The sequence below is a fragment of the Mycobacterium nebraskense genome (genome assembly GCF_002102255.1).
Taxonomy (GTDB): domain Bacteria; phylum Actinomycetota; class Actinomycetes; order Mycobacteriales; family Mycobacteriaceae; genus Mycobacterium; species Mycobacterium nebraskense.
In genome coordinates this window covers 1-26457 of sequence record NZ_LQPH01000008.1, presented here as the reverse complement: position 1 = coordinate 26457, position 26457 = coordinate 1, and the positions used below count along the sequence as shown (strand labels likewise).

Sequence of the window (26457 nt, the reverse complement as noted above, 5' to 3'; positions counted from 1 at the left end):
TACGAGACTAACCGGCGCGGATACCAGCATTGTCGCGGCGGGGTGCAAAACTATTGTGATGCGGCTGTATCGAGACCGGGCTGTGGTGTTGCGCCAGCACAAGCTCGGCGAAGCCGACCGGATCGTCACCCTGCTAACCCGCGATCACGGGCTGGTTCGGGCGGTGGCGAAGGGGGTCCGTCGCACCCGCAGCAAATTCGGCGCGCGGCTGGAACCGTTCGCGCACATCGACGCGCAACTGCATCCCGGCCGCAATCTCGACATCGTCACCCAGGTGGTCTCGATTGACGCGTTCGCCACCGACATCGTCAGCGACTACGGCCGCTACACCTGCGGGTGCGCGATGCTGGAAACCGCCGAACGCCTCGCCGGTGAGGAGCGGGCCCCCGCCCCGGCCCTGCACCGGCTCACGGTGGGCGCGTTGCGGGCGGTGGCCGACGGCCGCCGGTCCCGGGACCTGTTGCTGGACGCCTACCTGCTGCGCGCCATGGGCATCGCCGGATGGGCGCCGGCGCTGACCGAGTGCGCCCGGTGCGCCACACCCGGGCCGCATCGGGCGTTTCATGTCGGCGCCGGGGGCAGCGTCTGCACCCACTGCCGTCCGGCCGGTTCGACGACACCGCCGCCGGGCGTGCTGGACCTGATGTCCGCGCTGCACGACGGCGATTGGGAATTCGCCGAACAGGCCCAGCAATCGCACCGCAGCTACGTCAGCGGACTGGTGGCCGCGCACCTGCAATGGCACCTGGAACGGCAGCTCAAAACGTTGCCACTGGTGGAACGGACATATCACGTCGACCGCACCATCGCCGAACGGCGCGCAGCGCTGGTCCAGCAGGATCTCGACTGTGGCTAGGGTCCGGGTCGGCGGCTCTGGCCGGAAGGCCGAGCGCGCCCCGAAGCCGGCCGTCTTCGCTCAGCTGCCCCCCGCGCCCGACGACTATCCGGTCTTTCCCGACCGGACGACCTGGCCGGTCGTCTTTCCCGAGCTGCCACCGTCCGTAGACGGCGGCCCGTGCCGCCCCCCGCAGCACATCTCGAAGGCCGCCGCCCCCCGGATCCCGGCCGACCGCCTGCCGGGTCACGTCGCCATCGTGATGGACGGCAACGGTCGCTGGGCCACCCAACGCGGACTGCCCCGGGTGGAAGGCCACAAGATGGGCGAGGCGGTGGTGATCGACATCGTCTGTGGCGCAATCGAACTCGGAATCAAATGGCTGAGTCTCTACGCCTTCTCCACGGAGAACTGGAAGCGCTCCCCCGAGGAAGTCCGCTTCCTGATGGGATTCAACCGCGATGTGGTGCGGCGGCGCCGCGAAAACCTCAAGGCGATGGGGGTCAAGATCCGGTGGGTGGGCTCGCGGCCCCGCTTGTGGCGCAGCGTCATCAATGAACTGGCCGTCGCGGAGGCCATGACCCAGGGCAACGACGTCATCACCGTCAATTACTGCGTGAATTACGGTGGTCGCGCCGAAATAGCGGAAGCCACAAGGGAAATCGCTCATCTGGTCGCGGCGGGCAAGCTCAGCCCGGACCGCATCACCGAGTCGACGATCGCCCGGCACCTGCAACGGCCCGACATCCCCGACGTCGACCTTTTCCTGCGGACTTCGGGGGAGCAGCGGTCCAGCAATTTCATGCTGTGGCAGGCGGCGTACGCGGAGTACATCTTCCAGGACAAACTGTGGCCCGACTACGACCGCCGCGACTTGTGGGCGGCCTGCGAGGAATACGCTTCGCGCAATAGAAGATTCGGGAGCGCCTAATGCCATCACTGCAGGAGCGTCTGGCGTCGGTACTCGGAGAAGTCCTTCCGGTCGAGGAGGAGTCCGACGGGGCGCTGACGGTGCGCCATGCCGGGACCATCGCGTCGTTGCGGGTGGTGAACATCGCCGACGGCCTCGATCTGGTCTCGCTCACCCAAGTCTTGGCGTGGGATCTGCCGCTGACCAAGAAGGTCAGCGATCAGGTCGCCAAGCAGGCCCGCGACAGCAACTTCGGCAGCGTCACGCTCCTCGAGAAGATCAATGAGAAAGCCGTGCAACGCAACTCGGGCAAGGGCGCGGCCAAAAGCGCTGACGTGATGCTGCGCTACAACTTTCCCGGCGGTGGCCTGACCGACGACGCCCTGCGCACCCTGATTCTGCTGGTGCTGGATACCGGCGCAGCGATACGTCGCACGTTGACGGGGTAGGGCTCTAGGACACCGCCGCTTCGGTCGGCGCGACGGCTACCGATCGGCCGTTTTCCCCGACGCGGGTCTGCAGCAACGAGTGTAGGAGGTCTTGGTCGTGCTGAGCCGGTCGCGTCGAGCCGACGAACCGCTCGATGACTTCGACGAAGCGATCCGGGTCGTCTTTGAACGGCATGTGCCCGGAGTTTTCGAAGATCTCTAAGCGTGACCCGGGCAGCGCCTCGTGGGCTATCCGGGCATGGTCTACCGGGATCACGAAGTCGTCCTCGCCCCAGATCACTTGCACCGGAATGGGTTGCGCGAGATAGCTTCGGTCCAGCATCGTGACGAATTGGCCGCGCCTGTCCACCACCGAACGCAAGGTGCGCGCGAACGCCGACAATGCGCGCGCGTCCCGGAAGCCCTCGAGCAGATTTATCACATCGGCGACGTCGTGCCCGAGGTTGCTGGGGCCCAGCACGTTAGCCATGGCCCGCCCGAACAGTCGGATCGCCGGCATCACGCCCGGCATGCGCAGCATGGCCAAGGTCTCGCTGCCCAACGGCATCGCCGCTAACCGCAGGGCCATGCTTACCTCTTGGGCCACGCCGCCGCTGCTGACCAGCACGATGCGCTCTACCAGCTGGGGGTACTGATAGGCGAATTGCATTGCGACACCGCCACCGAACGAATGCCCGACCAGGGTGACACGGTCAATGTCAAGCGCGGCAAGCAGGTCGCGCATGCCGTTCGCGAAGGCCGCCAATGAGTAGTCGGCACGTGGTTTCTCCGACTCCCCGTGGCCCAGCAGATCCGGCGCGATGACGGTGAACCGCCGCGCAAGTTTGGCGTGGACAGGTTCCCATGCCGTGGACTTGTCGCCGACGCCGTGGATCAGCAGCAGAGCCGGGCCCGACCCGGCGACCCGGAACGCACGCCGGTAGCCATGGATGGTGCGAAATTGCAGTGACGGAGCCTCGTCTTTGCGTACGGGCCGCAGATGGGGCGATCGGTGGTTCCGCATGGTGCTCTCACTTCCCTAGAGTTCCTGCTGGTCTCGGCCCGTGGGCCACTCATGGGTAGGAGCACGCGGCGGGCGCGTGTCGGACACTTTTTTCAGAACTTTTTTCCGCCGTGCCGCGTTCGGCCGGCTCGGGTCAATCTAGGACCCGCACTGTGAACACCTGCCGAAGATCTCGATGGTGTGGCTGACGTCGGAATAGCCGTGCTTGGCCGCGACTTGCGCCGCCCACTCTTCGACCTCGTGGTCGCCGACTTCGATGGTGGAACCACAGCTGCGACAGACCAGGTGGTGATGATGGTGCTCGGAGCACCTGCGGTAGACCGACTCGCCGGTGTCGGTGCGCAGCGTGTCGACCATTCCCGCCGCCGCCATCGATTGCAGTGTTCGGTAGACGGTGGTCAGCCCGATGTTCTCGCCGCGGCGGCGCAGCTCGTCGTGCAACTCTTGCGCCGAGCGGAAGTCGTCGAGCGTGTCCATCAGGGTGGAAATCGCCGCCCGCTGACGGGTCGACCGGACGCTCGCGCCTGTCATGCGGTGTCCTCGCTGGCGTGGGCGACGGCGTCCACGACGATGTGCGCCAGGTGATGGTCGGCAAGCCGGTACAGCACCTCGCGGCCGGAGCGCTCCCCGGTGACGACGCCGGCGGCCTTGAGGATCTTCAGATGCTGGCTGACCAGGGGCTGCGGCACGCCGAGCGCGTCGACCAGCTCGTGCACGCAGCGGTGGGATTCACGCAGCTGCAACACAATGGCGATCCGCACGGGAGCGGCGAGCGCTCGCAGCAGCTCGCCGGCCGCGTCGAGAATCTCCCGCTGCGGTGGAACGGGGTAATCCGCCAGCGCGGGGTGCCCGCCGGACCCGGCTTCGTCGTGCTCGTGGGCAACCACGCTCATGGCCGATCCCATGTCGCTATCGGCGGTTGCGGGGGACATCGCCATGGGAGAGAGTCATCACCTCGAGAAGTGCCAGGCAGTGGGGAAACCCGCCGCGAGGAGAGCGAGCGGTCGACTTCCACTGTCACATGCATGATGACGCATGTCAAAGACCGCGGCACTGATCGTTACCATGACTGATGCTCTGCGCACCGCGGTCGAGCACCGCACGTGCCCGTCAAACCCGGAAAGGGAGTGCACCACCCCGTGGCGTCCGTCATCGACACCGTAGTCAACCTGGCCAAACGGCGCGGCTTTGTCTTTCCCTCGGGTGAGATTTATGGCGGCACCCGGTCGGCGTGGGACTACGGCCCGCTGGGTGTGGAACTCAAGGAGAACATCAAACGGCAGTGGTGGCGCTCGGTGGTCATAGGGCGCGACGACGTCGTGGGAATCGATTCATCGATCATCCTGCCGCGCCAGGTCTGGGTGGCCTCCGGCCACGTCGAGGTCTTCCACGACCCCCTGGTCGAGTGCCTGAACTGCCACCACCGGCATCGTCAAGACCACATGCAGGAGGCCTACGCGGCCAAGAAGGGGATCGACGACCCCGACTCGGTGCCGATGACCGAGATCGTCTGCCCGGATTGCGGCACCAAGGGGCAGTGGACGGAGCCGCGCGAGTTCAACATGATGCTCAAGACCTACCTCGGGCCGATCGAGACCGAGGAGGGCTTGCACTATCTGCGTCCGGAGACCGCGCAGGGCATCTTCGTCAACTTCGCCAACGTGGTCACGACCGCCCGCAAGAAGCCGCCGTTCGGTATCGGCCAGATCGGCAAGAGTTTCCGCAACGAGATCACGCCGGGCAACTTCATTTTCCGAACCCGCGAGTTCGAGCAAATGGAAATGGAGTTCTTCGTGGAGCCGTCGACCGCGAAGGAATGGCACCAGTATTGGATTGACACCCGGCTGCAATGGTATGTCGAGCTGGGTATCAACCCGGAGAATCTGCGGTTATTCGAGCACCCCGCCGAGAAGCTTTCGCACTACTCCGACCGCACTGTCGACATCGAGTACAAGTTCGGCTTCGCCGGCAACCCGTGGGGCGAACTGGAAGGCGTCGCCAACCGAACCGATTTCGACTTATCCACCCACGCAAAACATTCCGGTGCCGACCTGTCGTACTACGACCAAGTCACCGACACACGGTACACGCCGTACGTCATCGAACCGGCAGCCGGTCTGACACGCTCGTTCATGGCGTTTCTGATCGACGCCTACACCGAGGACCAGGCCCCCAACGCCAAGGGTGTGATGGAAAAGCGCACGCTGCTGCGGCTGGACCCGCGCTTGGCGCCGGTCAAGGCCGCGGTGCTGCCGCTGTCCCGGCACGCCGACTTGAGTCCCAAGGCTCGCGACTTGGCCGCCGAGCTGCGCACCTGGTGGAACATCGAGTTCGACGATGCCGGAGCGATCGGGCGACGCTACCGGCGCCAGGACGAGGTGGGGACGCCGTTCTGTGTGACGGTGGATTTCGATTCACTCGAAGACAACGCCGTCACGGTGCGCCAGCGCGATGACATGACGCAGGAGCGCGTCGCGATGAACGCCGTGGCCGACTACCTGGCCGCGCGGCTCAAGGGTTGCTGACCGGCACCGGCACCGCCCTGTCCGGACGTCCCGACTTGCCCGTTGATCGGCGTCGACACCCCGCCGCCACGTAATTAAACGTTTCGTAAAAATCCGTTCCTGGGTAGCCGTTTGGCCTAGGCTCTTTAAGCGATGTTGCTCACGTGTCTAGTCGCCGGGGGTAGCTGTCGCTTCGTGAGGATGTAGGAGCCGTTGACGCGGTCGGTGGGTTGGGGATGTGATGATTCCAGCTTTTATTTTCTTCCCCCCCGAGATCAACTCTGCGCTGATGTATGGCGGCGCCGGGCCCGGCCCGTTGTTGACGGCGGCCTCGGCCTGGGAGGCACTTGCGGCGGATTTGGCCGCCGCTGCGGCATCGTTTGAATCGGTTGTGACGGGAGTGGCCGCTGGTCCGTGGACCGGGCCGTCGTCGGAGGCGATGGTGGCGGCGGCAACGCCATATCTGCAGTGGTTGATCTCGGCCGCGGGACAAGCCGAGATGGCGGCCGCCCAGGCGACGGCGGCGGCGACGGCGTACGAGGCGGCGTTCATGGCGACGGTGCCCACCCCGGCGGTGCTTGCGAACCGCATCCGGTTGCTCGCGCTGATCGCGACGAACTTCTTCGGTCAGAACAGCCCGGCGATAGCGATGACCGAACTCGAGTACATGGAGATGTGGGCCCAGGATGTGGCCGCGATGGTGGGCTATCACGCCGGGGCGCAGACGGTGGCGTCGACGCTGCCGGCGTTCAGCGCCCCGCCGGCCGGTCTGAGTGGATTGGCGGGGGTGGTGACAGCGCCCCTGAACCTGGCGTCCCAGGCGCTCGGAGCGGTCTCGTCGGTAGGGGCCTCATTCTTTTCGGAACTGCAGTCGGTGTTCGGGGTCTCGTTTGGGGTGTTCTCGCCCGCGCTCTCGTCGGTGACGTCGTTACTTTCGTCGATGCCGGTGACCACGCTGACCGCCGTTGCGCCGCTTGGTATGTATCCCGCGACCGCGCTGATGTCGCCGATGATGGTGCTCGCCCATAGCACAGGGCCTGTGGCACCCGCCGCGACCGGCGTCACCACCGTGTCTGCCGAGGTCCCGCACGCCGCCGGCGGCGGCGTCCCCGGGCCGCAATCGCTGGGCGGGCTGGGCGTCGCAACGGCCGGGTTGGGCACCGCGCGGTTCGTGGGAGCGATTACGGTGCCACCGACCTGGGAGGGGTCGATGCCGGTGCCGGCAGTCCTGACGAGTCTGGCGGTGCCGGCGTTGGGCGCCCAACTCCCGACGCCGATCGCGACCGGGGGATCGTCGTCCGCACCCGCCGGTTCAACGCCGGCGATGGCCATGGCGATGGACGGTCGGGACGCCGAGGACGACAAGACCGACCGGAGGGGGCGCCGCGGAGGGGAGAACCCGCACGTGGTGCAGACTCGGCCCAAGGTGGTGCCGCGGACCAAAGGCGGATAGGCGCTCACAGGCGCTGAACCCAGGTAAGGCCGCGGGCGCACTCTCTGCAAAAGCAAATCCACGTTTTTCGGGTATTTTGTCTGAAGTTTGGCTTACGATGTGCCTGCTTGCTGTTATTAGGTTCGGCCACAGCGTCCGAAGATCGGCTGTGGAAGGGGGCAACATGCTTTTGCCTCTTGCTCCGCCGTTACCAGATGACTCGGTATCGGCGGTTCGGGGTGAGTCGGGGATGCTCGGCGGCCTCTCGGTTCCGCTCAAATGGGGTGTGGCCGTGCCGCCGGATGACTATGACCATTGGGCCCCGAAGCCAGAAGTGAGCGCCGACTCCGCCGACTCCGGCGACGCGGCGGCCGACGCCCCGGCCCCGGCCGTGGTCGCGGACGCCAAACAATTCGATGAGTGGAACGAATGGAAGCGGTGGGACGGCGAAACCGAACCCCATTTCGAAATGCCGCGCAGCGGAGGCGTGATACCGCATTCACCGGCCGCCGGTTGACTGCCGGTTCTTAGGGCGAATGGCTCAGAATCGGCCGCCGCCACCCATGAAGCCGCCGCCGGAAGAGCCACCCGACGAGCCGCCGAATGATGTCGGACTCCAGCCGCCGAATCCGCCCCGCATGCCCCCACTGAGTAAGTTGCCGATGATGATTCCGCCCAGCATTGCGCCCATGTCGCTGCCCCCGCCTCGGGCATAGGCGCGCTGAGCCGATTGCACATCGGCATTGGCCGACGATTGCGCCTGGGCGGCCAGCGTCGACGCCGCGTTGGCGTGGGAGATCGCTTCCGTCGGGTTCGTCGCCCTCTTGTCCCGGGCGGCTTGCACGTGCCGTCTGGCCTCGGCGAGCCGGGTGCGGGCCTCCGGACCAATGCTGCCGCGGCGCGTGTCGATGTAGTCGGAGACCGCTCGCACCCGGGACTCGGCGGTGAACAATGCCTGCTCGAATGACCGGTTGAGCTGCTCAGCGGTCGCCTGCTCCTGGGCCAGGGTGACCAGCAGCCCGTTGAGATCGGCATCCGCCTTGGCTAACTGCGCGAATGCGCCCAGCGGATCGGTCGAGGCTCCGGCGCGCGCGCCGTCGACGGCCCGCGCGGCCGCATCGCGGGCCGCGATCAGATCGCCGGTGTGAGCAGACTTGGTCGTCTGCGCTTTCTGCAGCAGCTCGCCCGCGCGCTTGATGTCCGCCTGAATGTCGGCCATGGCCGACGGCAGCTGGTCGATGGCGTGCTGGATGTCGGTGGCCGCGTTGTCCACCGAGTCGAGTAGCGCACGCGCCTGCCCGAGCGCGGACTCCGCGGCACGCACGGCATCCACCAGACCGGCCTGCCGGCCGCTGACAGCTTCGGTGGCCAAACCCCGTGCGGTGCCGATGTTGCGGTCGGCGAACACCAGACGCTCCTTGGCGGCCGCGACATTGCCGGACACCGAAGTCAGTGCGGCAGCGTCGAATTGGTCGTGCAGCTCAGCCAGTCGCTGTTCTGACGGGGCTATGCGGGTGGTGAGCTCAACGTACTGCTGGGTCAGCGCGTCCAGCCGCGACGGGGCGTTGATCACCAGATCGCGCAGGTTCTCGAAGGCCTCGGTCTGCGACTCCAGTTCGCGGTCGGCGCGCGCCGCCGACACGACTACCCGGGTGAGCAGCTCGCGGCGCTGCTCGGGCGTCTCGGGTGTGTTGTCGTCCAGCTGCTGTCGCACCGTGAACGCTTGGGACAGAGCGGCTTTGGCGGTGTTCACGGCCTGGGTGAACGGTTGGGTCCGCTCTTCGCCGAACTCGGCGATCGCCAGGTCGAGTTCGTTGGAGCTGGTTCGCACGGCGTTGTCGACGTCCACCACCAGCGCGCGGGATAGATCGTCGAGGGCTTGCAGCGGCACGGCTGCAAGCGCATTGACGTCGCTGGGGTCGATCCGCCGGGCCGCGGCGAATTCCGCCGCACGCCGCCGCCGGCCGCGATAGCGCATGATCAACAGCAGGGCCGCCACCGCGACGAGAATGATCGCCAGCGTGACCAACAGGACGACCCGGCCCGACGAACCCGGCGACGTGTTGAGCCCGCTGGCCGCCGCAACCGCGGCGCCGCTCCAGTCGCCGTTGTGCAAGGCGGGTTCGATTTTGTTGTGCCGCAAGTCATCGACCTGGCGCGCGTTGACGCTCTTGACGGTCAATGGCACCAGGAAGGCGTACGCGCGGCTGTTGGTGGCGACGGCCAACAGGGCGTCATAGTCGCCCAAATCGCTGGAACGCATCGTGCCCTGTGCCCAGTTCACCGCGCTCTGGCCGGAGAAGGTGTCGACGTAGACCACCCACAGCCGGATGTGCCGATCCGTGTACAGCTTGCTTACCGCCGACGTGACCGCCGCGCGGCCGGAGTCCGACAGGACGCCCGCGTTGTCGGTGACGTATTCGGCCAGCCGGAACGGGGGTTGCGCGCCGGCCGCGGGTGCCACGAGCAGCCCGCCGCCGAAACCGACCGCGAGGATCGTCCCGATCACACTCAGCAGGCGAGCACAGCGCATGCGCATTACGCCAATTTAGCCCGGCGACGATGCGGGCAAATAGCCGTGCGGCGGGGCGGTCCCCCGTCCGGCATTCCCTGGCAGACTGTGCGTCGGTGACAACGAATCGGCACGATCCCTACGACGACTTCGACCGTCAACGACGGGTATCCGAAGCGCCGAAGACTGCGGGTCTGCCGGGTACGGCGGAAGGCCAGCACCGCACCGACTTCGCCCGCGACCGGGCCCGGGTATTGCATAGCGCCGCGCTGCGCCGCCTGGCCGACAAGACCCAGGTTGTCGGGCCTCGCGAAGGTGACACACCGCGCACCCGACTGACGCACTCGCTGGAGGTCGCCCAGATCGGGCGGGGGATGGCGGTCGGCTTGGGCTGCGACCTCGACCTGGTCGAGCTGGCCGGCCTGGCCCACGACATCGGCCACCCGCCTTATGGGCACAACGGCGAGCGCGCCCTGGATGAGGTCGCGGCCGACTACGGCGGTTTCGAAGGGAATGCGCAGAACTTCCGCATCCTGACCAGCCTCGAGCCCAAAGTGCTTGACGACCAAGGCAATAGCGCGGGGCTGAACCTGACCCGCGCATCCCTGGACGCGGTCACCAAGTATCCGTGGTACCGCGGCAGCGGGCTTGCAGAAGGAAGAAGGAAGTTCGGGTTCTACGAGGAGGACCGCGAGCCGGCGGCCTGGGTTCGCGCCCGCGCGCCGGAGGGCAGGATGTGCCTGGAAGCGCAGGTGATGGACTGGGCCGACGATATCGCCTATTCCGTCCACGACGTCGAGGACGGCGTCGTCTCCCAGCGCATCGACCTGCGCGTGCTCGCCGACGACGACGAGGCGGCCGCGCTGGCGAAACTGGGCGAGAGCGAATTCTCCCGGGTCAGCGCCGACGACTTCATGGCGGCCGCGGCGCGGCTCTCGGGGCTGCCGGTGGTCGCCGCGGTCGGCAAGTACGACGCCACGCTGGCGGCGTCGGTCGCGCTCAAGCGACTGACCAGTGAACTGGTCGGCCGATTCGCCTCGGCCGCCATCGCCACCACGCGCGCCGCGGCCGGTCCCGGGCCGCTGGTGCGCTATCGGGCCGACTTGCTGGTACCGGATCTGGTGCGGGCCGAGGTCGCCCTGCTGAAAATCCTGGCGCTGCAGTTCATCATGTCGGATCCGCGGCATCTCAACACTCAAGCCCTGCAGCGCGAGCGGATCCACCGGGTGGCCCAGTGGCTGTATGCCGGGGCGCCCCAGACGCTTGACCCGGTCTTCGCCGCGGCGTTCACCACCGCGGCCGACGTCCGCGCCCGGTTACGGGTCATCGTCGATCAGATCGCCTCGTATACCGAGGGTCGGCTGGAGCGTGTCGACGCGCGCCAGGCCACCGGTTAGCAGCTATTTGGGCGCGGGTCATCCCACGGCAGTGCCGTCGCCGTCGCGGGCTAGGCTGCCCGACATGACCAAATTCTGCGGTATCGCCACCCTCGCGGTGGGGCTTCCCGTCGTCGCCATGACCGCCTGCAGCTCACCTCAACATGCAAGCACCCAGCCCGGCACCACCCCTGCGGTGAAGAGCGCCCCACCGGCGTCGCCGGGTGAGACGACGACCCCAGCGCCCAATGGCGAATCGCTCAGCGCGCAACTGAAGACGCCCGACGGGCGGTCCGTCGCCACGGCGACGTTCGACTTCACCGGCGGGTACGTGACCGTCACCGTGAAGACGGTGGCCAGCGGCATCCTGTCACCGGGCTTCCACGGGATGCACGTCCACCAAGTCGGCAAGTGCGAGCCCAACTCCGTCGCCCCGACGGGCGGTCCGCCTGGAGACTTCCTGTCCGCCGGCGGCCACTATCAGGCGCCCGGCCACACCGGGAAACCCGAAAGCGGCGACCTGACGTCGCTCGAGGTGCGTTCGGATGGCTCGGCCTACCTGGTCACCACCACCGACGCGTTCAACAGGAACGAGCTGGTGGCGGGCGACGGGAAAGCATTGATGCTGCACGGCGCCGAAGGCAGCGACCAAGCGATGGATCGGGTGGCATGCGGCGTCATCGGAACGGGATAGCCGGCCGGTTCGGCGCTCTAGACTGAGCCGATGTCCAGCCCGGCAGGTTCGTGGGGGCACCGCCCGCGCGCGGGGGAGGATGACGCCCGGCCCAAGGGCCGGGGCCGGATTCCCGACCGTGATATCGCCGCAATCCGTGAGCGGGTCCGCATCGAAGAGGTCGTCGGCGATTACGTCCAATTGCGGCGCGCCGGAGCCGATTCCCTCAAGGGGCTGTGCCCGTTTCACGACGAGAAGTCGCCGTCATTTCACGTTCGTCCCAACCACGGCCACTTCCACTGCTTCGGCTGCGGGGAAGGCGGCGACGTCTACGCGTTCATCCAGAAGATCGAGCACGTCACCTTCGTCGAGGCCGTCGAGCTGCTCGCCGACCGGATCGGCCACACCATCAGCTACACCGGCCCGGCGACCAGCGTGCAGCGCGACCGCGGCAGTCGCAGCCGGCTCGTCGCGGCCAACGCCGCCGCGGCGGAGTTCTACGCGGCGGCGCTGGAATCCGACGAGGCCGCACCGGCCCGCGAGTACCTGACGGAACGGAATTTCGACGCCGAGGCGGCCCGTCGTTTCGGTTGTGGGTTCGCGCCGTCCGGGTGGGATTCATTGACAAAACATTTGGCGCGCAAGGGTTTCGAGTTCAAGGAGCTGGAAGCGGCCGGCCTGTCGCGGCAGGGGCGTCGCGGGCCGATCGACCGCTTTCACCGGCGGCTGCTGTGGCCCATCCGCACCGCGGCCGGCGAGGTGATCGGGTTCGGCGCCCGCCGGCTGTTCGACGACGATCCGATGGAAGCCAAGTACATCAATACGCCCGAGACGCTGCTGTACAAGAAGTCGTCGGTGATGTTTGGCATCGATCTGGCCAAACGCGACATCGCCAAGGGGCACCAGGCGGTCGTCGTCGAGGGCTACACCGACGTGATGGCGATGCATCTGGCCGGTGTCAACACCGCCGTGGCGTCGTGCGGCACAGCGTTCGGCGACGAACACCTGTCGATGCTGCGCCGACTGATGATGGACGACAGTTTCTTCCGCGGCGAGCTGATCTACGTTTTCGACGGTGATGCGGCCGGGCGCGCGGCCGCGCTCAAGGCCTTCGGCGGCGAGCAGAATCTGGCGGGCCAGTCCTTCGTCGCGGTGGCCCCGGACGGCATGGATCCGTGCGACCTACGCTTGCGGTCCGGCGACGGCGCGCTGCGCGACCTGGTGGCGCGGCGCACCCCGTTGTTCGAGTTCGCGATTCGCACGGCTATTGCGGAGATGGACCTGGACAGCGCCGAGGGCAGGGTCGCGGCGCTGCGTCGCTGCGTGCCCATGGTGGGCCAGATCAAAGACCCCACGCTGCGCGACGAGTACGCCCGCCAGCTCGCCGGCTGGGTCGGCTGGGACGACGTGGCGCAGGTCATCGACCGGGTGCGCAGCCAGGCGAAGAAGTCGCCGGCCCCGGCGCGTTCCAGTGCGAACTCCCCCCGCCGCGCCGCGCAGGAGCCCCGCGCCGCGGCTCCGGCCCATCCCGCGGCCGCGCGCCCAGACCCGCGCGATCCGACGCTGTGGCCCCAGCGCGAGGCGCTCAAGTCGGCATTGCAGTACCCGGCGCTGGCCGGACCGGTATTCGACACGCTGACGGTCGAAAGCTTCACCCATCCCGGTTACGCAGCCGTGCGCGGGGCCATCGAGGCCGCGGGCGGTACGTCAGGTGGCGTCACCGGGGGGCAGTGGATCGATGCGGTGCGCCAGCGGGCCGGGTCGGACCTGACCGCGGGGCTGGTCAATGAGCTCGGCGTGGAGGCCGTCCAGGTGGACGACGAAAGGCTGCCGCGCTACATCGCCGGCGTGCTGGCCCGGCTGCAGGAAGTGTGGATGGGCCGGCAGATCGCCGAGGTGAAGTCCAAGCTGCAGCGCATGTCGCCGATCGACCAGGGCGACGAGTACCACGCGTTATTCGGTGACCTGGTCGCGATGGAGGCCTACCGGCGCAGCCTCCTTGAGCAGGCTAGCGGCGACGATCTGACGATGTGAGGGCCTCATCGGCCGGTCGCTCGGCACCGCGCTCCATGATGGCCGTCTGATCGTCGATCTCGGCGACGGTCACGAATCCGGCGTCCGGGGAGATCCGATTCGCGATCTTGCGGCGCCCCCCTTCGATCACCGACTTGGCCACGGGACTGCTGGTCAGCGCGCGATAGGTGCCGACGATCTGCTCGTATCGGCGACGCCCGGCCTTTGAGCCCAGCACGTAACCCAGTCCCAGCACCACGACATACCGGATCAAAGCGTTCCTCCCGACTATCGACCGTTCCATCCTGCCTCACCCGGCCCGGTGCGTGCGCGCCCGATGGGTTCCGGTCCGCGAGCCGGAGGCGTGGCGGGGCCGGTCCCTGTGCAGTTGGGTGCGGTTATGCCAGTACGCTAGAGTCGTCCCGCGATCGTGTTGATCCCCTGTAGCTCAATTGGCAGAGCGTTCGGCTGTTAACCGATAGGTTCCTGGTTCGAGTCCAGGCGGGGGAGCAAGGTTGAGACTCATGGAGTTCCTGGTCACGATGACGACGCACGTTCCGGCTGGCACCCCGCCGGAGGCGGTCGACGACGTCCGGGCCCGGGAGGCCGCCCATTCCAGCGAGCTCGCCGCGCAGGGGCACCTGCTGCGCTTGTGGCGGCCGCCGCTGCAGCCGGGCGAATGGCGCACGCTCGGCCTGTTCGCCGCTGCCGACGCGGACCGACTCGAGGAGGTGCTGGCCTCGATGCCGCTGCGCGTGTGGCGTACCGACGAGGTGACGCCGCTGGCGCCGCACCCCAACGACCCGGCGGCGGCCTCATCGGAAACCCGTTAGTCGTACGCCGGGGTCCACACGGTGTCGAGGACGGCTTGCCGCGGGTCGGCATGCGTCCGCGTGGCCACCCCATCGGCGACGGCGGCATGGTAGACGGCTTCGGCAACCGCCGTCGAGATGGCGCGCAACTCCTTGACATCGGGTAGCAGCGAATCTCCGGTAACTGACGGGCTAGCCTGTCGCACAACGGCTTTCGCGGCCGCCTGCAGCATTCCGCTAGTCAGTAGCCGAGCCCCGGCGACGATGATGCCCAGCCCGATTCCGGGGAACACCAGCACGTTGTTGGCCTGGCCGATGGTGTAGGTCGTGCCGTCGTATTCGATTGGGGCGACGGGGGTGCCGGTGGTGATCAGCGCCTTGCCGTCGGACCACTGCAGCACGTCGTCCGGCATGGCTTCCATGCGCGAGGTCGGGTTGGACAGCGGGAAGATCATCGGCCGCTCGCACGAGGCGGTCATGGCCTGCACGACCTTCTCGGTGAAGGCGCCGAACACGGCCGAGGAGCCCAGCAGAATGGTGGGGGAGGCGAGCTTGATGGCGTCCACCAACCCCACCCGATCGGCGGCTGTTCCCACTCCCAAGCCCAGTCGGGCGCGGTTCTTGGCGTAGGGCACCTGGAAATCGCGAAGGTCCTCCATGTCGTCGAACAGCAGGCCCTGCTTGTCGATCGGCCAGATCTGCTCCGTGGCCTGCTCGATGGTGGCGCCGTCGGACATCATTGCGTCGCGAATCTGATCGGCCACGCCGATCCCGGCGGTCCCGGCCCCGAAGACGACCACCCTTTGGTCGCGCATCGGCACACCGGTGAGGTGGCATCCGCCGTACACGGCCGCGACGACCACGGCGCCGGTTCCCTGGATGTCGTCGTTGAATACGCAGTACTTCTCGCCGTATGTGCGCAGGATCCGCCGGGCGTTCAGGGGCCCGAAGTCCTCGAAATGCAGGATCGCCTTCGGAAACAGCCGGTGAGCGGTTTCGATGTAGCGATTGACGAATTCCTCGTATTCCTCGCCGCAGCGCCGGGCGTGACGGTTACCCAAGTAGAACGGATCCTGAAGCAGTTGTTCGTTATTGGTGCCCACGTCAAGGGAGACCGCGATGCAGCGGCGGGGATCGATGCCGGCGCCGGCGGTGTACAGCGCCAACTTGCCCACCGCGATCTGGATGCCGCCGACGCCCCAGTCGCCGATGCCCAGGATCGCTTCGGCGTCGGTGCACACGATCAGGTCGACGTCGTCTGGTTCCAACGCGAAAGTTGCGAAGGCCGCCTCGATCTCGTCAGGCTCGTCGATGCTCAGGAAGAGCCCCCGCTGCCCGCGGTATTCGTCGGAGAACCGTTGAATGGCCTCTCCGACGGTGGGTGTGTAGACCACCGGCATCAGTTCGGGCAGATGGTCTTCCAGCACTTTGTAGTAGAGCAGCTCGTGGCGGTAATGCAACTGCTCCAGCAGCAGGTTGCGACCCAGATCCGTTGCCAGGCTTTGTAATTGATGCCACACCCGGTCGGCCTGTTCGTCGAGCGTGAGCACCGCCGACGGAAGCCGCCCGGTCAGCCCCAGCTGCCGCCGTTGCTCGTGCGTGAAGCCGACTCCGCGGTTCAGGCTCGGCGCGGACAGTGCCGGCGGGATCCGCGGCGCGTGCGCGTCGTACATCGCAACCTCCGTCCGTGACGTGGCAACTTAGGCCACCGTAGCGTCGATTGCGGTGAACGCATCTTGAAGAGCGTTTGAAGCGCCGGCACGGGGCCGGTCAAGCCAACAGCGGTTGCAGTGCCTGTCGCAGGTCAGCAGCCTTCGGCACGCCCGCGCTGCGGTACCGCTGCCGACCGTCGGCGTCGAAGATGAACGTAGTTGGCAGTGACAACACCGAAAGCCGCTTGGCGGCGGCAGGATTGGCGTCAATGTCGATCTCGACATGCGACACGTCGGCGAGATCGCTGCACACTTGCGCGACCACGCGACGCACCGAAGCGCACGGGCCACACCACGCCGCGGTGAAATGGACGACCGTCGGCCCCATCTCGGACAAACCGAGGTCCGCTGCGTCCTGCCGGAGTCCGGGGTTCGTTTCGCGCAGTACCCCCGACCGTCGATTGACCAGCGCGCCTGCGGCAGTGGCGGCACCCAGTGCCGCGATCAGCGCCGTTCCCGCGATGACAACAGTGCTCATTGGTCCTCAGATCGAGAAATCTTCGCCGTGCCACACCCCGGCTTCCGGTGGCCGGATGACACGCCCGGATTGCTGCCCGTCGTTGGAAGCCTCCAGCTTGGCGACCCGGGTGAGGAGGGATTGGAGGCTGACGCCCACCAGGTCGGGCATCATCGAGTCGTCTGGGCTGCTTCGACCGTGGCGACTGATGACCTGCCCGGGAACACCGATGACCACGGCGCTCGAGGGCACCTCTTTGACTACGACAGCGTTGGCGCCGATCCGGCTGTCGTCACCGATCTTGATCGCACCGAGCACCTTCGCGCCGGCGCCGATGGTCACCCGGTCACCGATGGTCGGGTGGCGTTTCCCGGTGTCCCGTCCGCTGCCGCCGAGCGTGACGCCATGGTAGAGCGTCACGTCCTCGCCCACTTCCGCCGTCTCGCCGATCACCACCCCGGTCGCGTGGTCGATGAAGAGGCCGGGGCCGAGCACGGCACCCGGGTGGATGTCGACTCCGGTCAGGATGCGGGTGACTTCGTTGAGTATCCGGGCGGCCAGCCGGGCGCCGCGGTTCCACAACCAGTGGCTGATCCGGTGACCCCAAATTGCGTGCACGCCCGGGTAGGCGAAGATCACCTGCAGCGTGGTCGGGGCGGCGGGATCGCGCTCCCTGGCGGCCCGTATATCCCGGCGTATGGCGTCGAGCATGGCTAACCGGCCAGATCGGCGAACAGCGGCGTGCTCAGATACCGCTCGCCGAAATCGGGCAGCACGACGACGACAAGCTTCCCGGCGTTCTCCGGCCGGCGGGCCACCTGCAGCGCGGCGACCACCGCCGCTCCCGACGAGATGCCGACCAGCAGGCCCTCCTCTCGGGCCAGCCGACGGGCCAATTCCAGCGACTCCTCGTTGCCGACGGTGATGACCTCGTCGACCAGGTCCATCTCGAGCACCGGCGGGACGAATCCGGCGCCGAGGCCCTGGATCGGGTGGGGACCCTTTTGGCCGCCCGAGAGCACCGGCGACCCGGCGGGCTCCACGGCGACGAACTGCGCGGACGGCTTGCGCTCCTTGATGACCTCGGCGACACCGGTGATGGTGCCGCCGGTGCCCACCCCGGCGACGAAGATGTCGACCTTGCCGTCGGTGTCGCGCCAGACCTCCTCGGCGGTGGTCTTGCGGTGAATCTCCGGGTTCGCCGGGTTCTCGAATTGCTGGGGTACCCAGTACCGCTGGTCGCTCTTGGCCAGTTCCTCGGCCTTCGCGATCGCGCCCTGCATCCCCTCGGAGCCCGGCGTCAGGACGATCTCGGCGCCCAAGGCGCGCAGTAGCATCCGCCGCTCCATGCTCATCGTCTCCGGCATGGTCAACACGCAGCGGTAGCCGCGCGCCGCGGCCACCAGCGCCAGGGCGATGCCCGTGTTCCCGCTCGTGGGCTCGAGGATGATCGTGTCCGGCTTGATCAGGCCCGCCTGCTCGGCCGCATCGATCATCGCGACCCCGATGCGGTCCTTCACGCTGTTCCCCGGGTTGAAGAACTCCAGCTTGGCGACGACCTCGGCGACCGCCCCGTCGGTGACGCGGTTCAGCCGGACCAGCGGAGTGTTCCCGATCAGTTGTGTGACGTTATCTGCGATGCTCATCTGTCTTCCTCAGGCGATGTCGGTACAAGCTTTCTCGGCCTCCCAGGTGATGTCGAATTCGATGGCGACGCGGGTGCGTATGGAAAATGTGGTCATCGGCGGGTTGATCTTTCTCCAAGATTGACTAACGCGTGGACGCGGCCACTGGGTGTTATCTCTGCCAGCGCCCGCAAACCGGGGAAGCGCGAGGTTCTGCGGCGTCAGAGAATCAACAACAACGACAACAACAGTGCGCGGCGGGGCGGCACGTAAGGACGAGGCACGGCTGCGTGGCCTGTTGCATAAGGCCCACTATAGGACATCCAAGGATTTCGCTGGTTGAGCTCATCTTTTGCCGAGTTCCCCTTCGGCTGTCACACACTGGACCGCCTCTGCCCCGGGTGAACCGCGGTCAATCAGAGCGGATCGCGACCAAAACCGCAGTTGGCTCGGGGCGCAGAAAAACCTGTCGCGGTTCACGGTCAGGTTGGCAGGCCGTACTTCTCAGCATCCGCACGGTACCGGTCCACCCACTCATCGGAGCGCTGGTCGGCCTGACGTTCCAACACCGGCTCGGGCGCCAGGTGTGGGTCGAGCCCAAGCGACTCCAGGATGGAGGCCACCACCTGAGTCAGTTTGCGCCACAACACCGGATACGGAACCTCCATGGGCTTGACGTCTTCGTCGGCGAACCAATTCCGCCAGCCCTCATTCTGCGCGCGCAGCATCGTGACGACGTGCGCGATCGCGCCGGCGTGATAGGTGGCGCGCGCATCGCGAGCGGGTTCGGGCCGGCCTCGCCACACCCGCGTTTGCACCGCCCGCCAGAACGACACCGCCTGCGAAATCACGTCGGGCCGGTGAACATAGATGAAAAGTGGCTCCTCACCCACCACGTCGGTGATCGCGGCCAGCAGACCGTCCCCGCTGCGATTAGGCAGATTCTTCGCGCGGTGCAATAACAGCGGGGTCTGGTTCCACATCAGCTTGCCGCCCCAGATCCCGTTCGGCGTCCTCCCGACCGTGCGGATGTAGTCACGCCAGATCTCGGGCCGAGCGAGGTCCGGCGTCCCGACATCAAGCGGGTCAAGCAGGCGCAGGATCGACTCGTCCTCCACGCCGCCGAACCACTCGCGGGGCTGTGGCGCCTGGCTGGTGGCCGGCAGGTATTGGAAGAACTCCTGCGGCTCACCGGCAACACCGGTAGCTCGTAGCGACTCCACCAGCAGTGTGCTGCCGCTCCGTTGGGATGCCAGCACCAAGTAGGAGGACGGGGTGTCTGTCACCGTGCCAGCCTATCCGCACGAAATTGTTCGCGCAGGTGGTGCGTTTACGCTCACACTGAATGTAACCATTGCTGTGAACAACAATTCTCCGAACGGTGTCGTTGGGCGGCGATAGCCGTCCGGGACGGTGGCCGTGGGTGCTCAACGAAATTGTTAGAAGAGGGAAACTCATCGAGCGACGAGTTCCTACTCCGCGCGGTCTCGGTGGTCCCCGCGCCCCACCGGCGGAGCCCCCCATGGTCTGAACGCGGTCGCCGCACGACCGTTGCGCGGCGGCCATATCCAGGTCTTATGCGCGCTATCGCGTGCCGGGTGCGCGCAGAGGCATGCACGCGGCTTGAGTCCTAGCCGCCGCTGGCCCAATTTCTTCTTGGTGATTGCAACCCTGACGCGGTCATAGTCTTGCCCGTAAATTCCTCGCGTGGTCTATGCGCACAACGTGACATTGCGGTTCGGCGTGTGAGAAAAGCTGCTTGAGCCAGCTAATTACGAGCAGATTAATTGCGTTAAGAGAATGGAAAAACGGGGTTGAGTCATATGGACGGCGTTCGGGCCGAGCGAGCCCTATGAACGGCACGACCGTCGCGAAGCCCATGAACGCGTTGGGCGAATTTTTCCTGCTCAGCGCCGAAGCCCTGATTGCCGCGGTGAGAGGACCGTGGGCGTGGCGAGAGTTGCTCGAGCAGATCTGGTTCGTCGCCCGGGTTTCGATATTCCCGACGATCATGCTGTCGATTCCGTACACGGTGCTGATCGTGTTCGTCCTCAACATCTTGCTCGTCGAGATTGGTGCCGGTGACTTGTCCGGTGCGGGTGCGGCGTTGGCTTCGGTGGGCCAAGTCGGGCCGGTCGTGACCGCGATGGCGGTTGCCGGTGCCGGATCGACCGCGATGTGCGCCGATCTGGGCGCCCGCACCATCCGGGAAGAGATCGACGCGATGAAGGTGATCGGCGTCAATCCCATTCAGGCTCTGGTGGTCCCGCGCATCATCGCGGCCACTTTCGTTGCGATGCTGCTTTATTCGGTCGTCGCGGTCACCGGGTTGACCGGTAGCTACATCTTCGTGGTCTTCGTTCAGCACGTCACTCCGGGCGCTTTCATCACCGGCATGACATTGGTTACCGGGCTACCGCAGGTCGTCATTTCGCTCATCAAGGCAACGTTGTTCGGGTTGTCCGCCGGTCTGATCGCCTGCTACAAGGGCCTGTCGGTCGGCGGCGGCCCCACCGGCGTCGGCAATGCCGTGAACGAGACCGTGGTGTTCTCCTTCATGGCCTTGTTCTTCATCAACATCGTGCTCACCGCGCTCGGAGTGAAGGTGACCGCCAAATGACCGACGCGGCGCGGGAACCCTCGCGGTTCGTCACCCTTGGCCCGAGGGTGACCGATTACGCCCGCAAGCTGGGTGAGCAGACCGAGTTCTACGGGAAATCTCTGGCGTCGACGGTCGACGCGGTACGTCGCTACCCCAATGAGCTGCTGCGACTCATCGCCGAGATGGGCTTGGGCACTGGGGCTTTGGCGGTGATCGGGGGAACGGTCGGCATCATCGGCTTTCTGACGCTGACCACCGGAGCGCTTGTCGCGGTGCAGGGTTACGACACCTTGTCGAACATCGGGGTGGAGGCGTTGACCGGCTTCCTGTCGGCGTTCTTCAACGTCCGGATGATCGCGCCTTGCACGGCCGGGGTAGCCCTGGCCGCCACCATCGGCGCCGGTACCACGGCGCAGCTGGGCGCCATGCGGATCAACGAGGAAATCGACGCACTGGAAGTGATGGGCATCCGCGCGATCACCTATCTGTCGTCGACACGGATCATCGCCGGCATCCTGGTCGTCATCCCGCTGTACGCGGTTGCGGTGCTGATGTCGTTCATCGCCGCGAAGTTCGGCACCATCTACATCTACGGCCAGTCACGCGGCGTGTACGAACATTACTTCTCCACGTTCCTGCGTCCCACCGACCTCTTCTGGTCGTTCTTGGCGGCGTTGGCGATGGCGACGGGCGTGATGGTCGTGCACACCTACTACGGCTTCACCGCGACAGGCGGTCCCGCCGGTGTGGGGGAGGCTGTCGGTCGGTCAGTGCGGTCATCGATGATCGTCACGGCGTTTGTCTGCCTGGCGATTTCGCTGTCCGTCTATGGGCAGTCCGGCAACTTCAACCTGTCGGGATGACCGGATGAGCAACCACAGGGACAGCGGGACACGCAACAGGAATCGGGCCCGCCGCAGCAGAGTCGACCCAATCTGGTGGGCGCCGACTCTCTTCATCCTCGTCGCGGGGATCATCGCATTGACCGCGGGCGCGTTCTCGGGCAAGTTCCAGGAGACCATCCCGATCACGCTGGTCTCGGACCGGGCGGGGCTGGTGATGGAGCAGGGCGCCAAGGTCAAGCTGCGCGGCGTGCAGGTCGGCCAGGTCGGTTCGATCGGCACCGACGTGAAAGCGGCGCAGCTGCAGCTCAAGATGCAACCGGGCCCGTTCAAATACCTGCCGAGCAACCTCGAGGCCGAGATCAAATCGACAACCGCCTTCGGGTCCAAGTACGTCGACCTGATCGTGCCGGAACACCCCAGCCCGACGCCGCTGAAGCCCGGCGCGGTGCTGCACTCCCGCAACGTCACGGTTGAGGTCAACACCGTTTTCGAGAACCTCCAATCCGTGGTCCATGCGATTGACCCGGCGAAGCTGAACGCGATCTTGTCAGCCTTCTCGGAATCGCTGCGCGGCAAGGGGGAACGGCTCGGCGAAGCGATCACCGATGCGAACGACCTGCTGCTGACCGTCAACCCCCGCATGGACACCATCGACAAGGACTGGCGGCTGTTCGGCAAGACGACGGCGATCTATTCGGATGCCGCCCAGAACATCTTGTCGATCCTCGACTCCGCGGCGACCACCAGCACCACGCTCACCGACCACCAGCGATCACTCGACACGCTGTTGTTGTCGGCAGTGGGCCTGAGCCAGACCGGCATCAACGTCATCGGCCGGAACGAATCCAACATCGTGCGTTCCATCAACCTGCTCGATCCGACTACGGCGCTGCTGAACAAGTACTCGCCGACGTTCACCTGCTTGTTCCAGGGCGCGCAGTGGTACGTCGACCATGGGGGCCGAGACGCGTTGGGCGGCAACGGTTACTCCGTGATCCTGGACGCCGGGCTGCTTTTCGGCGACGACCCGTACCGGTACCCGAAACACCTGCCGAAGACCAATGCCACCGGCGGTCCCGGGGGCAGGCCCAGCTGCGGGTCCCTGCCCGACCCGAGTGCGAACTTCCCGGTGCGTGCGCTGGTCACCGACACCGGCTGGGGTGCTGCGCCGAACGAAATTCGCACCAACATGGCCACCGGCAATCCCTGGTGGGCCAACTGGTTCCCGACCACGAAGAACCCCCCGGAACCGCCGCGCTACTTCTACCGTGGGGGACAGCCGCCGCCGTGAAAAGAATGAAGATGTCCGCCATCATCCTGCGGGTCGTGCTGTTCACGACGGTGTGCGCGTTGTTCACGTTCACACTGATCGCCGTATTCGGCCAATTTCGCTTCGAGGACCGCACCGGCTATCAGGCGGTTTTCACCAACATTTCCGGCCTGAAGTCCGGAAACTTCGTCCGTATCGCCGGGGTGGAGGTCGGCAAGGTCGGGGACCTGCATCTGCAGCGCGACGGCACGGTCGCCATCGGCTTCTCGGTCGACAAAGGTGTGCGCCTCACCGAGGGCACCAAAGCCGTTGTGCGTTATGAGAATTTAATCGGCGACCGCTATCTCGCACTCGAAGAGGGACCGGGCTCCCCGCGCCGGCTACCGCCGGGCGCGACGATTCCGTTGGCACGCACGTCGCCCGCCTTGGACATCGATGCGCTGATTGGCGGGTTTCGGCCGTTGTTCCGGGCGTTGAACCCCGATCAGGTCAACGCCCTGTCCGGTCAATTGCTCCGAATCTTCCAGGGACAGGGCGGCACCCTCGCCTCGGTGCTGGCGCAGACCTCGGTGCTGACGTCGACTTTGGCCGGACGCAGCGAGTTGATCAGCGAGCTGATCACGAACTTGAACACCGTGTTGCACACCTTCGCCACGCGCGACCGCGAGTTTTCCGACGGTTTGGACAAGTTGTCGCAGTTCGTAAATGGGTTGGCGCAACGCAAGGATGACATCTCCACCGGGCTGGCCTACATCGATGCGGCGGCCGGGTCGGTCACCAACCTCCTTGTCCAGGCTCGCCAGCCGATCAGGGAGGTCGTGCACGAGACGGATCGCATGTCCGCACAGGTGCTCTCCGACCGTGACTATGTCGACAACCTGCTCAAGCAGCTTCCCGACATCTATCAGGTGCTGGCCCGACAAGGCCTGAACGGCGACTACTTCGGTTTCTACTTCTGCGAAGTGCTGCTGAAGGTCAACGGAAAAGGGGGAAACCCGATCTTCGTCAAACTGGTCGGCCAGCCGAGTGGGCGGTGCACGCCGCAATGAAGCTGCCCCGGATCAAAGCCGGCCGCCGGCGAAGCCCGTGGACGATCGGAGCGATGGGCCTGGTCATCTTGGCCTGTGTAACCGTGGCCGCCTTCAAGTACGACAGGCTGCCCTTCATCAAGAACACCAACGATTACGCGGCCTACTTCTCTGAGGCCGGCGGCATCCGAAAGGGCAACTCCGTCCGGGTGTCCGGCATGGGTATCGGCAGGGTCACCGACATCAAGTTGGAGGGCACCAAGGTTCGCGTCGGCTTCACCGTCCGCGACTTCATCTCACTGGGCGACCGAACCGAAGCCGCGATCAAGACCGAAACCATACTGGGCGCCAAAATGCTCGAGCTCACCCCGCGCGGCGAGGGGAAGCTTTCGGGCACCATTCCACTGGAACGGACCCATTCGCCATACGATCTTCCCGATGCGCTCGGGGACCTGACAACCGAGATCAGCGGGCTGGATACGGCCCAATTGTCCTCGGCTTTATCAACGTTGGCGAACACCTTCAAGGAAACACCCTCGGAGGTCAAGCCCGCGCTGGAAGGCGTGGCCCGCTTCTCCGACACGCTGAACAACCGCGACGCCCAACTGCGCAGCCTGCTGGGCAACGCCAACAAGGTCTCGGGGGTACTGGGCCGGCGCAGCCAACAGATCGCCGCTCTGGTGGCGGACTCGAACGCGCTGCTCGCGGCGCTGCTGGACGAACGCGATTCCATCGACGCGCTGATGAACAACCTCACCGCGGTGTCACATCAGGTGTCGGGACTGGTCGACGACAACCGGACGCAGCTCAAGCCCGCCCTGGACAAGCTCAACGGGGTACTCGAGGTCCTCGACAACCGTAAACAGGACATCCAGGCGGCGCTGCCCAAGTTCAAGCGGTATGCCATGTCATTCGGCGAATGCCTGGGCTCGGGACCGTTTTTCAAGGCCTACGTGGCCAACCTTATTCCCGGTCAGCTCAGCGGTCCGACGATCGATGCGCGCATGTATAACCGCTTCTTGGACCCCGACCAGAAGCTGCCCTCGGAGTCGGTGGACCCGCCAACCGGAACGCCGCCCGTGCCGCCGGACCAAGCGCCGCAACCGATTTGGTCCCAGCCTCCGTCGCCGGGCCCACCGCCTGAGCCCGAACCGGCGCCCGCGAACGTCCAACTGGGGGGACAGTGAACATAAGCCGGCGCGCGCTGCAACGACTGACCGCCATCAGCCTGGTCGCCACACTTGCCGTGGCTTCGTTCCTTGTCGGTTCGAAGGTATGGAAAGAGGCCGAAAAGAACACCTACACCGCGTATTTCACCGAAGCCAATGGCCTGTTCGTCGGCGACGAGATACGGATCCTCGGCGTGGCGGTCGGGGTGGTCGACAAGATAGAGCCGCAGCCCACGAGTTCCAAGGTGACCTTCTCCGTCGACAAGCAGTACGCGGTCCCGGCCAATGCCCGCGCCGCGATCCTGTCCCCGTCCCTGGTGACCCCACGGGCCATCCAGCTCGTTCCCGCGTACTCGGGCGGCCCTAGGTTGAGCCCCGGCGCGTCGATTCCGCTCAGCCGCACCGCGGTTCCCGTCGAATGGGACGACTTCCGCAAGCAGCTGGAAAAGTTGACCGATGCGTTACAGCCCACCGGCCAGGACGGGGTGAATTCGGTCGGCGAGTTCATCAACTCGGCCGCCGACAACGTACGCGGTCAGGGCGACACTGCCCGGGACACCGTGATCAAGCTGTCCGCAGCGATTTCAGCGCTCGGCGATCACGCCGACGACATCTTCAGCACGGTGCGCAATCTGCAGTTGCTGGTGTCTGCGCTGTATTCCAGTAGTGACCTGCTGGCCTCGTTCAACCAAAACCTGGCCAGCATAACGACGCTGCTGACGAACACCCCCAACGAAGTCGCCAACGCGGTCAAAGGCCTCGACGGGGCGCTGACCGACTTGCGCGACTTCCTCGCCGAAAACCGGGAAGCGATGGGTGTCACGTTCGATCGGCTGAGTTCCGTCACGACTGCTCTGAACGACAGCCGCATGGACATCAAGCAGATCCTGCACGTCGCCCCAACGGTGTTGCAGAACTTCCTGAACATCTACCAGCCGGCGCAAAGCGCGATGACCGGCATCATTGCGCTGAACAACTTCGCCGACATTCCGCAGTGGATTTGCAGTTCGATCGAGGCGGCAGCGCGGGCCCGCCTGGACCGGGTATCGAAGCTGTGCTTGCAGTACATCAACCCGATCATCAAAAACCGCTTGTACAACTACATCCCGGCGGGCCTCAACCCATTCGTCGGCACTCAGGCGCGGCCCAGCGAGATCACCTACAGCGAGGATTGGCTCCGGCCCGGGTATGCGCCTCCGGCGCCACCGCCCGACGCGCCCCCGCCCGACG

Annotated in this window: 25 protein-coding genes, 1 tRNA gene and 1 pseudogene; 17 read left to right on the top strand and 10 right to left on the bottom strand. The window is 66.0% G+C overall.

From position 1 onward, the window contains the following. Positions 1-58 precede the first annotated feature (58 nt). The 3 genes from recO to AWC17_RS00875 are packed head-to-tail and all read left to right on the top strand — an operon-like array spanning position 59 to position 2194. Entirely contained in the window at positions 59-856 is a 798-nt protein-coding gene (gene recO / locus AWC17_RS00885) for a DNA repair protein RecO (RefSeq protein ID WP_085164140.1), read from the top strand. After that, positions 849-1766, top strand: coding sequence for a decaprenyl diphosphate synthase (locus tag AWC17_RS00880; protein ID WP_082123146.1), 918 nt, complete (start codon positions 849-851; stop codon positions 1764-1766). The genes recO and AWC17_RS00880 overlap by 8 nt, the downstream gene beginning before the upstream one ends. Continuing rightward, a complete protein-coding gene (locus tag AWC17_RS00875; protein WP_046185863.1) occupies positions 1766-2194 on the top strand; it encodes a hypothetical protein in 429 nt (142 codons plus the stop codon). The genes AWC17_RS00880 and AWC17_RS00875 overlap by 1 nt, the downstream gene beginning before the upstream one ends. A 4-nt stretch (positions 2195-2198) precedes the next feature. Here AWC17_RS00875 and AWC17_RS00870 read toward each other — a convergent pair whose 3' ends face one another. The 3 genes from AWC17_RS00870 to AWC17_RS00860 all read right to left on the bottom strand — a co-directional run bounded on the left by AWC17_RS00870 (position 2199) and on the right by AWC17_RS00860 (position 4135). Continuing rightward, positions 2199-3197, bottom strand: a complete 999-nt coding sequence (locus tag AWC17_RS00870; RefSeq protein ID WP_046185864.1) for an alpha/beta fold hydrolase — start codon at positions 3195-3197, stop codon at positions 2199-2201. Positions 3198-3335: 138 nt separating this feature from the next. Then, on the bottom strand, positions 3336-3728 hold the full coding sequence (locus AWC17_RS00865) for a Fur family transcriptional regulator (RefSeq protein ID WP_046185865.1): 393 nt from the start codon (positions 3726-3728) through the stop codon (positions 3336-3338). Beyond that, entirely contained in the window at positions 3725-4135 is a 411-nt protein-coding gene (locus AWC17_RS00860) for an ArsR/SmtB family transcription factor (RefSeq protein WP_046185866.1), read from the bottom strand. The genes AWC17_RS00865 and AWC17_RS00860 overlap by 4 nt, the downstream gene beginning before the upstream one ends. Positions 4136-4324: 189 nt before the next feature. Between AWC17_RS00860 and AWC17_RS00855 the strand changes: the two genes are divergently transcribed. The 3 genes from AWC17_RS00855 to AWC17_RS00845 all read left to right on the top strand — a co-directional run bounded on the left by AWC17_RS00855 (position 4325) and on the right by AWC17_RS00845 (position 7650). After that, on the top strand, positions 4325-5722 hold the full coding sequence (locus tag AWC17_RS00855; RefSeq protein ID WP_082123147.1) for a glycine--tRNA ligase: 1398 nt from the start codon (positions 4325-4327) through the stop codon (positions 5720-5722). Positions 5723-5942: 220 nt separating this feature from the next. Then, a complete protein-coding gene (locus AWC17_RS00850) occupies positions 5943-7154 on the top strand; it encodes a PPE family protein (RefSeq protein WP_046185867.1) in 1212 nt (403 codons plus the stop codon). Positions 7155-7317: 163 nt separating this feature from the next. Next, positions 7318-7650: a hypothetical protein gene (locus AWC17_RS00845; protein ID WP_372517423.1), complete on the top strand. Its 333-nt coding sequence runs from the start codon at positions 7318-7320 to the stop codon at positions 7648-7650. A 24-nt stretch (positions 7651-7674) separates the two neighbouring features. Here AWC17_RS00845 and AWC17_RS00840 read toward each other — a convergent pair whose 3' ends face one another. Then, complete coding sequence (locus tag AWC17_RS00840) at positions 7675-9666, bottom strand: TPM domain-containing protein (protein ID WP_047322349.1); 1992 nt, start codon at positions 9664-9666, stop codon at positions 7675-7677. 95 nt (positions 9667-9761) lie between these two features. Between AWC17_RS00840 and AWC17_RS00835 the strand changes: the two genes are divergently transcribed. The 3 genes from AWC17_RS00835 to dnaG all read left to right on the top strand — a co-directional run bounded on the left by AWC17_RS00835 (position 9762) and on the right by dnaG (position 13728). Beyond that, complete coding sequence (locus AWC17_RS00835; RefSeq protein WP_046186798.1) at positions 9762-11042, top strand: deoxyguanosinetriphosphate triphosphohydrolase; 1281 nt, start codon at positions 9762-9764, stop codon at positions 11040-11042. Between the two features lie 64 nt (positions 11043-11106). Beyond that, positions 11107-11715, top strand: a complete 609-nt coding sequence (gene sodC, locus AWC17_RS00830) for a superoxide dismutase[Cu-Zn] (protein ID WP_046186799.1) — start codon at positions 11107-11109, stop codon at positions 11713-11715. Positions 11716-11745: 30 nt separating this feature from the next. Then, on the top strand, positions 11746-13728 hold the full coding sequence (gene dnaG, locus AWC17_RS00825; RefSeq protein ID WP_085164138.1) for a DNA primase: 1983 nt from the start codon (positions 11746-11748) through the stop codon (positions 13726-13728). Here the strand turns inward: dnaG and AWC17_RS00820 are convergent. Then, complete coding sequence (locus AWC17_RS00820) at positions 13703-13981, bottom strand: hypothetical protein (RefSeq protein ID WP_046187374.1); 279 nt, start codon at positions 13979-13981, stop codon at positions 13703-13705. The two genes, dnaG and AWC17_RS00820, sit on opposite strands and share 26 nt — an antisense overlap. A 163-nt stretch (positions 13982-14144) precedes the next feature. Between AWC17_RS00820 and AWC17_RS00815 the strand changes: the two genes are divergently transcribed. Together AWC17_RS00815 and AWC17_RS00810 are read left to right on the top strand one after the other, a co-directional pair. After that, positions 14145-14217: transfer RNA gene (locus tag AWC17_RS00815), tRNA-Asn, on the top strand. 14 nt (positions 14218-14231) lie between these two features. Then, positions 14232-14513: pseudogene (locus tag AWC17_RS00810) on the top strand (muconolactone Delta-isomerase family protein); the annotation flags it as partial. Between the two features lie 23 nt (positions 14514-14536). Here AWC17_RS00810 and AWC17_RS00805 read toward each other — a convergent pair. From AWC17_RS00805 to stf0, 5 genes are all read right to left on the bottom strand, one after another. After that, on the bottom strand, positions 14537-16192 hold the full coding sequence (locus AWC17_RS00805) for an NAD-dependent malic enzyme (RefSeq protein WP_046183057.1): 1656 nt from the start codon (positions 16190-16192) through the stop codon (positions 14537-14539). Positions 16193-16289: 97 nt separating this feature from the next. Next, complete coding sequence (locus tag AWC17_RS00800) at positions 16290-16709, bottom strand: thioredoxin family protein (protein WP_046183058.1); 420 nt, start codon at positions 16707-16709, stop codon at positions 16290-16292. Between the two features lie 6 nt (positions 16710-16715). Further along, positions 16716-17399 carry a serine O-acetyltransferase gene (gene cysE, locus AWC17_RS00795; RefSeq protein ID WP_046183059.1) on the bottom strand — a complete coding sequence of 228 codons (684 nt, stop codon included), beginning with the start codon at positions 17397-17399 and terminating at the stop codon, positions 16716-16718. Between the two features lie 2 nt (positions 17400-17401). Then, complete coding sequence (cysK, locus tag AWC17_RS00790) at positions 17402-18334, bottom strand: cysteine synthase A (RefSeq protein ID WP_046183060.1); 933 nt, start codon at positions 18332-18334, stop codon at positions 17402-17404. Positions 18335-18795: 461 nt separating this feature from the next. Next, a complete protein-coding gene (gene stf0 / locus AWC17_RS00785; protein ID WP_046183061.1) occupies positions 18796-19599 on the bottom strand; it encodes a trehalose 2-sulfotransferase in 804 nt (267 codons plus the stop codon). A 566-nt stretch (positions 19600-20165) separates the two neighbouring features. On the opposite strand from stf0, the gene AWC17_RS00780 reads away from it, so the two are divergent. The 6 genes from AWC17_RS00780 to AWC17_RS00755 form a co-directional block, all read left to right on the top strand. Continuing rightward, a complete protein-coding gene (locus AWC17_RS00780; RefSeq protein ID WP_046183062.1) occupies positions 20166-20933 on the top strand; it encodes an MlaE family ABC transporter permease in 768 nt (255 codons plus the stop codon). Next, positions 20930-21778: an ABC transporter permease gene (locus AWC17_RS00775; protein WP_046183063.1), complete on the top strand. Its 849-nt coding sequence runs from the start codon at positions 20930-20932 to the stop codon at positions 21776-21778. Before AWC17_RS00780 ends, AWC17_RS00775 begins: the two co-directional genes overlap by 4 nt. A 4-nt stretch (positions 21779-21782) precedes the next feature. Then, positions 21783-23051, top strand: a complete 1269-nt coding sequence (locus tag AWC17_RS00770) for an MCE family protein (RefSeq protein WP_052742738.1) — start codon at positions 21783-21785, stop codon at positions 23049-23051. A 5-nt stretch (positions 23052-23056) separates the two neighbouring features. Further along, on the top strand, positions 23057-24079 hold the full coding sequence (locus AWC17_RS00765; protein ID WP_046183064.1) for an MCE family protein: 1023 nt from the start codon (positions 23057-23059) through the stop codon (positions 24077-24079). After that, positions 24076-25245 (top strand): MCE family protein, encoded by a 1170-nt coding sequence (locus AWC17_RS00760; RefSeq protein ID WP_046183073.1) that lies wholly within the window; start codon positions 24076-24078, stop codon positions 25243-25245. Before AWC17_RS00765 ends, AWC17_RS00760 begins: the two co-directional genes overlap by 4 nt. After that, on the top strand, positions 25242-26457 hold a 1216-nt coding region (locus AWC17_RS00755), incomplete at its 3' end, for an MCE family protein (protein ID WP_141224382.1). The genes AWC17_RS00760 and AWC17_RS00755, both read left to right, overlap by 4 nt.